This is a genomic window from Kitasatospora sp. NPDC001603, from assembly GCF_040298365.1.
Taxonomy (GTDB): domain Bacteria; phylum Actinomycetota; class Actinomycetes; order Streptomycetales; family Streptomycetaceae; genus Kitasatospora.
Genome location: NZ_JBEPAA010000144.1, coordinates 1 through 9,445, shown reverse-complemented (window position 1 = coordinate 9,445; position 9,445 = coordinate 1). Strand labels below are relative to the sequence as shown.

Annotated in this window: 7 protein-coding genes; 6 read left to right on the top strand and 1 reads right to left on the bottom strand. The window is 74.6% G+C overall.

Annotated elements, in window-relative coordinates:
* Positions 1–2,655: serine hydrolase (locus ABT263_RS38045; protein WP_352298334.1), on the top strand; the 2,655-nt coding region annotated here is incomplete at its 5' end.
* 365 nt (positions 2,656–3,020) lie between these two features.
* A complete protein-coding gene (locus ABT263_RS38040; protein ID WP_352298331.1) occupies positions 3,021–4,880 on the top strand; it encodes an AfsR/SARP family transcriptional regulator in 1,860 nt (619 codons plus the stop codon).
* Positions 4,881–4,938: 58 nt separating this feature from the next.
* On the opposite strand, the gene ABT263_RS38035 is transcribed toward ABT263_RS38040, so the two are convergent.
* Positions 4,939–6,351, bottom strand: coding sequence for an MFS transporter (locus ABT263_RS38035; RefSeq protein ID WP_352298328.1), 1,413 nt, complete (start codon positions 6,349–6,351; stop codon positions 4,939–4,941).
* A 253-nt stretch (positions 6,352–6,604) separates the two neighbouring features.
* Here ABT263_RS38035 and ABT263_RS38030 point away from each other — a divergent pair, with 253 nt between their 5' ends.
* From ABT263_RS38030 to ABT263_RS38015, 4 genes are all read left to right on the top strand, one after another.
* Positions 6,605–7,498 carry a TauD/TfdA family dioxygenase gene (locus ABT263_RS38030; protein ID WP_352298325.1) on the top strand — a complete coding sequence of 298 codons (894 nt, stop codon included), beginning with the start codon at positions 6,605–6,607 and terminating at the stop codon, positions 7,496–7,498.
* A gap of 44 nt (positions 7,499–7,542) precedes the next feature.
* Positions 7,543–8,529: a TauD/TfdA family dioxygenase gene (locus tag ABT263_RS38025; protein WP_329488974.1), complete on the top strand. Its 987-nt coding sequence runs from the start codon at positions 7,543–7,545 to the stop codon at positions 8,527–8,529.
* A gap of 70 nt (positions 8,530–8,599) precedes the next feature.
* Positions 8,600–8,914, top strand: a complete 315-nt coding sequence (locus ABT263_RS38020) for a hypothetical protein (protein WP_352298323.1) — start codon at positions 8,600–8,602, stop codon at positions 8,912–8,914.
* Between the two features lie 217 nt (positions 8,915–9,131).
* The gene (locus ABT263_RS38015; protein ID WP_352298320.1) at positions 9,132–9,275 is read left to right on the top strand and encodes a hypothetical protein; all 144 of its coding nucleotides are present in this window, start codon (positions 9,132–9,134) and stop codon (positions 9,273–9,275) included.
* The last annotated feature ends 170 nt before the right edge of the window (positions 9,276–9,445 follow it).

Below are 9,445 nucleotides of genomic sequence, written 5' to 3'. Positions count from 1 at the left end.
CGCCTCGCCACCATCTGGGCCGAGGTCCTCGACCACCCCCGCATCGGCATCCACGACAGCTTCTTCGACCTCGGCGGCGACTCCATCCGCGCCGTGCAGGTGCTGGCCAAGTGCCGGGAGGCCGGCGTGCCGCTGGCGCTGTGGATGATGCTCCAGGCCAAGAGCCTGGCCGAGGTGGCGGGCATGATCGACGCCGAGCCGGCCGGTCCGGCCGGGGAAGACGTGCCGCTGACCCCCAGTCAGCACCGTTTGCTGGCCTCGGCCGACGGTGGCGCCCGGACGGTCCGGCTGGCGCTCGGGCGGGTGCCCGACGCAGCGGTGCTCGCCGCCGCGCTCGGCGCGCTGGTGGCCCGCCACGAGGCTCTGCGGCTGCGGATCTCCGCCGACGGCCGGTCGGCGGAGCCGGCCCCGGCGCCCGCCGGGACGGCCCTGCTCACGGTGCTCGATCTCGGTACCGTGGCGCCCGCCGACCGTGCCGGCCAGCTCGACGGTGCGCTCGCCCGGGACCGGGCCGGGCTGGTCCCGTCCGAGGGGGCGATGCTCCGCGCCACGCTGGTCCGCTTCGACGACGAGAAGCGTCACGAGCTGTGGCTGACGATCCACCAGCTCGCGGCGGACGCCGCCTCCTGGCCGATCGTGCTCGCCGATCTGAACGCGGCCTACGCGCGGTCGGCGGCGGGTGCTCCGGTGCTGACGGCCCCGGTCGAGGTGCCGTGGCGGGCCTGGGCGCAGGAGCTGGGCGAGCAGGCGCACTCCGAGCGGGTGGCCGAGCAGGCGGAGTACTGGCTCGACCGGGCCGAGGCCGTGTCGCTGCCGGTGGACCGGGTCGGGGACCAGGTGCCGTGCCGGGCCACCGAGGAGACCGTCACGGTCGTGCTGCCCGCCGAGCGGACGGCCGCGCTGCTGGCCGGTCCGCGCCCCGAGCAGCCGTTGCTGACCGCCCTCGGCCAGACCCTGGCGCAGTGGGCCGGCGGCGACCGGATCCTGCTCGACGTCGTCACCGACCCGCGCCACCAGCAGGCGCTGGCATCCGAGTTGGCGAACACCGTCGGCCCGCTGGCGGACCTGCACCCGGTGGTGCTGCGGATCCCGAAGGGGCGTGAGCTGTCCGCCGTGCACACCGCGGTCGCGCGCCGGCTGCGGTCGGTGCCGGCGCCCGCGCACGGCTACGGCCTGCTCCGCTACCTGGCCCCGGACGCCGAGCTGGCGGCCGAGCTGGCGGAGCTGCCGACCGGCGAGGTCCGGTTCGGCTTCACCCCGGCCGCGCCGACGGCCGCCGCGCCGCCGCTCACCGGTGCCGAGCGGGACGGCGAGCCGCCGCTGGTGTTCGTCCCGGGCCGGATCGAGCTGCGGGCGGCCCCGGACGCGCCGTCGACCCACCTGCTCGACATCGCGGCCGAGGTCTACGACGGCCGGCTGTACCTGCACTGGACGTACAACACCGCCGTCCACGAGCCGGCCACCGTCCAGCGCCTCGCCGCCGAGCAGCTGCGCTGCGTGGCGGAGCTGCTGGACCAGGCGGGTGACCGGCCGGCGGCCGCCCCGCGCGGCCGGTCCGCGGCCACCCCGGCGGGTGTCGCCGGGGTGGCCGAGGTGATGGCGCGGCACGGCATCCCGGGTGCCTCGCTGGCGCTGATCCGCAACGGCGAGCTGGCGGCGGTCGAGCAGTTCGGCGTGCTCGGGGTGGAGGACCCCGCACCGGTGACCGCCGAGACGCTGTTCCCGGCCGGTTCGATCTCCAAGCACGTGACCACGTTCGCCCTGTTGCGCCTGGTCGAGGCGGGAGTGATCGAGCTGGACCGCGACGTCAACGAGTACCTCACCTCCTGGCAGGTCCCCGCGCTGCCCGGGGTGTCGACCCCGGTGACGCCCCGGCTGCTGATCGCCAACCTGTCCGGCATCGCCCCCCATCCGGACGTCGACGGGAACTACCACCGCCACGACCCGGTGCCCACGGTGCTCGACGTGCTGAACGGGCGCCCGCCGGCGATCACCCCGCCGGCCCGGCTGCTGGACGAGCCCGGCGCCACCTTCCGGCAGATCCCGCTGAACTACTCGGTGCTCCAGCAGGCCATGGCGGACGCCACCGGCGAGGAGTTCCCGGCCCTGGTGCACCGGCTGGTACTGGCGCCGCTGGGGATGACCGGCAGTGGCTTCGGGGTGTCCGTCCCGGACGAGCTGGGCCGGCCGTACGCGCGCGGCCACCACGCAGACGGCACCCCGGTGTCCGGCGGGTACGTGCTCAACCCCGAGCTGGCGGCCGGCGGCCTGTGGACCACCGCGGCCGATCTGGCCAGGCTGGCCGTCGAGGTGCGGCGCTGCCACCTGGGGCACTCCGGCGGCCTGGTGGGCGCCGAGCTGGTCCGGCGGATGCTCGCCCCGCAGTCCGGCCGCTCCTACGGCTGGAGCACCATCGTCGACGACACCAGCGGCGACCTGGAGTTCGGGCACGGGGGTCAGGCCGTCGGGTTCCAGGCGATGACCGGCCTGCGGGTGCACTCCGGCACCGGCGTGGTGCTGCTGTCCAACGCGGTCACCGGGCGCGAGCTGGTCAAGCACCTGCTCGCCACGGTGTGGACCGGCCAGAACCGGCTGGCCCACCTCTGGCAGCAGGCGATCGACGAGGCCACCGAGGCGGAGTCGCGGCTGGGCTGAGCCCCGGCTGGGCCGAGCCGCTGAGGGCCCGGCCGCCGGCCCCCGTCCCCCCGCCGCGCGCGGGGCGGGCGGGGGCCGGTCGGTGTGCGGCGGCCGTGGCCGGAGCCCCGGTCCGACAACGGGTTGCCGAAGCCCCGGACCGCCCCGGACCGGCCCCCGGGCCTACCCCGAATCGCCCCGGGCCCGCCCTCCCGGGCATGACCACATCGTGCCAGTGCAGCGTCCTGACGTCGCCGGACCGCTGACTGGGCCCCCCGACCGGCCCAGAATCCAGAGGGGGGCCGCCGGCCGGTGTCGGCGCGCCGGATCGCGGGTCGCCGCGGACGCGGCCGTCCGCACGAATTCGGCACAGCACAGGGGGAATCATGGAACTGCGCGTCCTAGGCCCAGTCGAGGTCCTCGACGACCAGGGCCTCCACATCGAACTGCCGGGCGTCAAGGCGCAGACGGTGCTCGCCAGCCTGCTGCTGGCGAACGGCCAGACCGTCTCCGACACGCACCTGAGCGACATGCTGTGGGCCTGGGACCCGCCGACCACGATGACCGCGCAGATCTACACCTACGTCTCCCGGCTGCGCAAGCGCCTGGGGCCGCACGTCGAGCTGGTCCGCCGCCCGCGTGGGTACCAACTGGTTTCGCATGAGGCCAAGTTGGACCTGACGACGTTCGAGCGGCTGGCCCGTCGCGGTCGTGACGCGCTGACCCGGGGGAACCTGGCGCAGGCCGCCGACGACCTGCGGGCGGCGGTGTCCCGCTACCGCGGCACGGTGCTCGGCAACGTGACCGAGTTCCTGGCGGACGCCGAGCGGCCCCGGCTGGAGGAGCTGCGGCTGGCCGCGCAGGAGGACCTGGTCGAGGTGGAGCTCGCGCTCGGCCGGCACCAGCGCCTGGTGCCGGAGCTGACCGCGCTGGCCACCGAGCACCCGACCCGGGAGCGGCTGAGGGCCCAGCTGATGACCGCGCTGTACCGGTGCGACCGGCAGTCGGACGCCCTCGCGGTCTTCCACGCCGGGCGCCGGATCCTGGCCGAGGAGCTGGGGATCGATCCGGGGGCCACCCTGACCGGCGTCCACCAGGCGGTCCTGGAGGGCACCCTGGGTCTGCCGGCCGCCGGCCCGGCGCCGTCGGGCCCGGTGCGGCTCGGCCTGCCCGCCGCCGGGCGGCCGGCGCCGGCCATGCTGCCGCCGGACGTCGCGGACTTCACCGGCCGCCGGGCGGAGCTGGCCCAGCTGGAGCGGTTGGTGGCGTCGGACGGGGACGGTGCCGGCCCCCGGCGCGCGCTGATCACCGGGATGGCCGGGGTCGGCAAGTCGGCGCTCGCCGTCCGCCGGGCGCACGGCCTGCGGGACCGCTTCCCGGACGGTCAGCTCTACGCCGACCTGACCGACCAGGACGGCACCTCGCGCTCCCCGGAGGCCGTGCTGACCTCCTTCCTGCACGCCCTCGGCGTCGAGTCCGCCGATCCCGACCGGGGACTGCTGGAGCTGATCCGGCTGTACCGCACGCACTGCGCCGGGGCGCGCCTGCTGGTGGTGCTGGACAACGCGGTGAGCAACGCGCAGATCGCCCCGCTGCTGCCGAACGGGCCCGAGTCGGCGGTGATCGTCACCAGCCGCCGGCACCTGCTGGCCGCCTCGGGGCGGGACACCCTGGCGCTGCCGGTCTTCGACGACGGGGAGTCGATGGAGCTGCTGGCCGCGCTGGTCGGGCCGGAGCGGGTCGCCGCGGACCCGCTGTCGGCCCGGGCGATCGTGGACAGCTGCGCGGGCCTGCCGCTGGCCGTGCGGATCGCCGGGGTGCGGCTGGCGGCCCGGCCGCACTGGCCGCTGTCCCGGCTGGCCGGGCGGCTGGCCGACCAGAGCACCCGGCTGGACGAGCTGAGCTTCGGCGAGCTGCGGGTGCGCGAGACGATCCGGCGCTCGCTGCGCGAGGTCAGCCTGCGCGGCCGGCAGGTGCTGACCAGGCTCGCGCCCTTCGGGACGGGCGTCTTCCCCGCCGAGGCGGCCGCCTGGGAGCTGGGGCTGCCGCAGGCGACGGCGGAGCAGGTGCTGGAGGAGCTGGTGGACATCCGGCTGCTGGAGACGGCCGGCGCGGGCGGCTCCGAGCGGGGCGGGTACCGGCTGCACGAGCTGGTGGTGCTGCTGGTGTCGGCGCCGGGCGCGGGCGGTGTGCCGAGCCAGCGCGGGGCGCCGCGGTCCCGGACCCCGCAGCTGCTGGCCGGCTGACGGCGGCGGCACCGCGGGAGCCTCCCGGCGGGCGCGGCCGGGAGGCTCCCGCGCGCTGCTACGCCGGGGCCTCCCGCCCGGCCGCCCGGACGGCCGGGCTGAGCGTCACGGCGGCGGTCAGCAGCAGCAGGACGGCGGCCATGACGATCGCGGTCCAGGTGGTCCCGGCGCGGGCGAGCAGGTAGCCGGCGGCCAGCGAGCCCAGCGCGTTGGCCCCGGAGGTCAGGAAGGCCGAGGTGGCCGTCACCCGGCCCTGCAGCTCGTTCGGGGTGTTCCGGGCCATGTAGACGCCGCCGCAGACGTTGAACAGCCCGGCGACGAACATGATCCCGGCGGCCACCAGGCCGATCGCCACCGGCCGGTGCAGCAGCGCGACCAGCGGCATCAGCACCAGCCAGACCAGGTGGCCCAGCACCGCTGTGGCGTACAGGCCGACCCGCTTCGCCCACCAGCCGGCCGCCAGCGCGCCGAGCAGACCGCCGACCCCGGCCACCCCGGAGACCAGACCCAGCACCGCGGGGCTGCCGCCGTGCTCCTTGATCACCACCATGACGGTGAGGCTCAGCATCTGGAAGAGCAGGTTGCTGCCGGCGAACACCGCGGTCATGATCCGCAGGAACTTCTGGCGCCAGAGCCAGACCACGCCGTCCTTGATCTCGTGGTGCAGTCGCTGCGGCGGACCGGTCGGGGCCGCCCGCAGGTCGCGGCGGATGAAGGTCAGGCAGATCAGCGCGACCAGGTCGGCCACGGCGGTGACGGCGAACGGCAGCCAGCGCAGCACGGTGAAGAGCAGCCCGCTGAGCGGCTGGCCGAGCAGGCCGATGGCCGCACCGCGGGCCTGGTTCTGGGCGAGGGCGGCCGGCAGCTGCTCGACGGGGACGACGTTGCGGACGGTCACCTGCTCGGCGGTCGAGTAGAAGATCCCGAGCGCGCTCTCCACGAAGGCGGCGGCCATGATGAACGGCACCCAGACCCAGTGGTGGTAGGCGGCCAGCGCGACGGCGGCGAAGGCGAGCATCCGGACGGCGTCGCAGACCAGCATCACCTTGCGCCGGTCCCAGCGGTCGACCAGCGCCCCGGCGGGCAGTTGGACCAGCAGGTTGGGCAGCGCCGCGGCGAACGCGACGTAGCCGCAGGCGGTGGCGGAGCCGGTCTGCCAGAGCACCAGCATCGGGTAGGCGACCATCGAGACGGTGGAGCCGAACTTCGAGAGTCCGGCGCCGACCCAGAGCCGCAGGAAGTCCATGTTCCGGCGCAGCGGCACGGCGGGTGACGGCGCGTCGGCCCCGGCGGGGGCGGTGTCGGCGCCGCCTGCGGCCCCCGGCTTGTCGGCCCCCGGTTCAACGGCCTTCGGTTGGGCGGCCTCCGGTTCGTCGGCCGGTGTTCCGTCGGCCGGTGTTCCTTCGGTGCCGGCCGTCGGCCCGGTTCGGTCGGGCCGCCCGCGCGCGTCGGTCGCTGTCGGTATGGTCATGAGGGGCCCTCTCGCTGCCATCGGACCGTTTCCGGCATTGGCTCGCCAGCCTTGGCCCGCCTGCTATCGATTCCCTATACCCCGGCCCGGGCGCGGTCCGGGCGGTGCGAATATCGCTGGAATATAGGACCTTTCGGGACCGTCCTCCTGCCACGGATTTCCGCGTGGCCGTCTGTCGACCTGGAAGGGGGTCGCGGCATTGGGCGCACGTCCCGCCTGGAAGCCGTTGGAGATCAGCCCGGAATCACTGTCCGTGTCCGAAGACTCGGGCCTCGACGGGCTGCTCGAATGGCTCGATTCCAGCCCTGATCTGGAGTCATTGCTGGACCGGGAGAAGGCCCTGGTGTTCCGGGGCTTCGGCGCCACCGAGGAGCGGCTCGCACCGGTCATGGACCGGCTGCTGCCGAACCGCCTCGCCTACGTGCACGGGAACTCGCCGCGCACCAAGGTCGGTGACAACGTCTACACCTCCACCGAGTACCCGGCCGAGTTCACCATCTCGATGCACAACGAGCTCTCGTACGCGCACCAGTGGCCCGCGCGGCTGCTGTTCTGCTGCGTCACGGCCGCCGCGACCGGTGGGGCCACCCCGGTGGTCGACGCGGCGCTCTGGCTGGAGCTGCTCGACGACGAGGTGCGCGAGCGCTTCGCCGACGGTGTCCGGTACACCCAGAACCTGCACGGCGGCCTCGGCCTCGGAAAGAGCTGGCAGGAGACCTTCGAGACCGGTGACCGGGACGAGGTGGACGCGTTCCTGGCCGCCTCGCACGCCGTGAGCCAGTGGCGGCGGGACGGCAGTCTGCGGATCGTCCAGAACCGCCCGGCGACCGTCCACCACCCGAGGACCGGTGCCGAGGTCTGGTTCAACCAGTCCGACCAGTGGCACCCCGCCGCGCTCGGCGACGAGACCGCGGCCGCCCTGGCCAAGGTCATGCCGCAGGAGGACCTGCCGCAGTCGGTGGCCTTCGCCGACGGGTCGCCGATCCCGGCCGAGCACGTCCTGCAGGTCCGCGACCGCGGTCTGGCGGCGGCCGTGGACGTGGACTGGCGCCAAGGCGACGTCCTGCTGATCGACAACCTGCTGGTCGGCCACGGCCGCCGCCCGTTCACGGGGGCACGCCGGGTCCTCGTGGCGATGTCCGACTGACTTCCGGTTGAGAACCGGCGAAGAAGCCTGAAAGGGGTCATCCGATGACCACGGTGTTGTCGTCGTCAATCCACACCACCAGTGCCGTCACCCTGACCGACGCCGAGCGCGACGAGGTGTACGCCCTGGCCGTGCAGCTCGTCGGGGTCGAGCGCGGCATGGTCGACGAGATCGCGTGGATGGGAGCCGCCCGCAAGCTCTCCGCGCGGCTGCCGCTGCGCGTCCGGGAGGCGGTCCGCCGCTACCGCCACGACCCGGGCCCGGACGGCCTGCTGATCCTGCGCAACCTGCCGAACGACGTGGACGCGCTGCCGGTGACCCCGACGGTCCCGGAGTCGGTGGAGCGCGTGGCCACCGTTCCGGCCGCGATCTCGGCACTGGTCAGCCTGGCCCTGGGCGAGGTCGTCGCGTACCGCGAGGAGAAGTCCGGCGCCCTGGTGCAGAACGTCGTCCCGGTGCCGGGGCGCGAGGAGTCGCAGAGCAACGCCGGCTCCGGCACGCTGCTGGAACTGCACGTGGAGAACGCCTTCCACCCGCACCGTCCGGACTACGTCGGGCTGTTCTGCCTGCGCAACGACCACAGCGGCACCGCCGGCACCCTGGTGTCGTCGATCCGCCGGGCGCTGCTGATCATCCCGGACAACGTGATCGAGGTCCTGATGCAGCCGCGCTTCGTGACGCAGCCGCCGCCGTCCTTCCACGCCGGCGCCGGGACCGAGTACCACCCGGTGCTGGAGGGCGCGGCGGACGACCCGAACATCCGGGTCGACTTCAGCGCCACCACCGGTCTGGACGAGACCGCCACGGCGGCCCTGGAGATCCTGCGCGGTGCACTGCTCGACGTCTCGGCGATGCTGGTGCTCCAGCCCGGCGAGCTGGCCTTCGTGGACAACCGCCTGTCGGTGCACGGGCGGACCTCCTTCGAGGCCCGCTACGACGGCCACGACCGCTGGCTGCACCGGACCTTCGTGCACCTCGACCACCGCCGCAGCCGCGGCCACCGGGCCGACAACGGCCTGGTCCTGTACTGACCGCCGCGGTGGGAGGCGGTCGCCGGTCCCCCGACAGCGGCCGCCTCCCGCCATCCCTCCCTGGGTAGCCATGCACATCGTCCTGGCCGATCTGGCCATTCCGGCCGACGGGCCCTCCGCGGAGGAGGTCCGCGACGGCCTGCTGCGCTGCGCCGAACCCGGCCACGGGCTGCGGCACGTCTACGCCGAACCCCGGGACGGGGCGGTCCGCGCGGCGCTCTTCCTCTCCCGGGCCCTGGTCCGGGAGGCCGAGGCGGCCGCCCGGGAGCTCTGCCTGGCCTACTGCTCGGGCCTGCGGGGCGGGCATCTGGTCCGGGTCGGGGCGACGCTCGTCCCGCAGTTCGGGGAGGTCCTGCTGTCCGGCGGGCCGGACGCGGAAGGGTGACGACGGCAGCAACGTGACATGGCAACACCCTGGCCTACCGATTCCATGGTCAGGCCATCTCGACCGTGTGAGAGTAGAGGTGTCGGCAGGGGGAGCTCCTCGGAAACCAAGGAGAAGCCGCCGAAAGTGCCGAGCCGGATCAGGCTCGCCACGAATTCACACGTCAGTGCCCGCGCCATCTCGCGGGCAGGTAATTGGGGGAATTCCAATGAACGCCATGGCCATCGTCCGCCGTATCGCTCCGGCCGCGGTCGTGCTGTCCGTCACCCTGCTGGTCGCGCCGGCCGTCTCGCTGATCGACGCGGCGACCGGTGCCCGGGGCGGGGCCGTCACGGTCGCCATGAACAACGGCTGGGACTGACGGCCCGTCCGAATCCGACGATGGCTCACATCGCCGTACCGGCGGCGGTGGGAGGCAGCGCGGCGGGGGGGCGCCCCCCCCCCGGGGGGGGGGGGGGGCGGCCGCGGGGGCCCCCCCCCCCCCGCGGGCGGAGATGTTGGCGCGGGGGGGGGGGGGGACGGGGCCGCGGC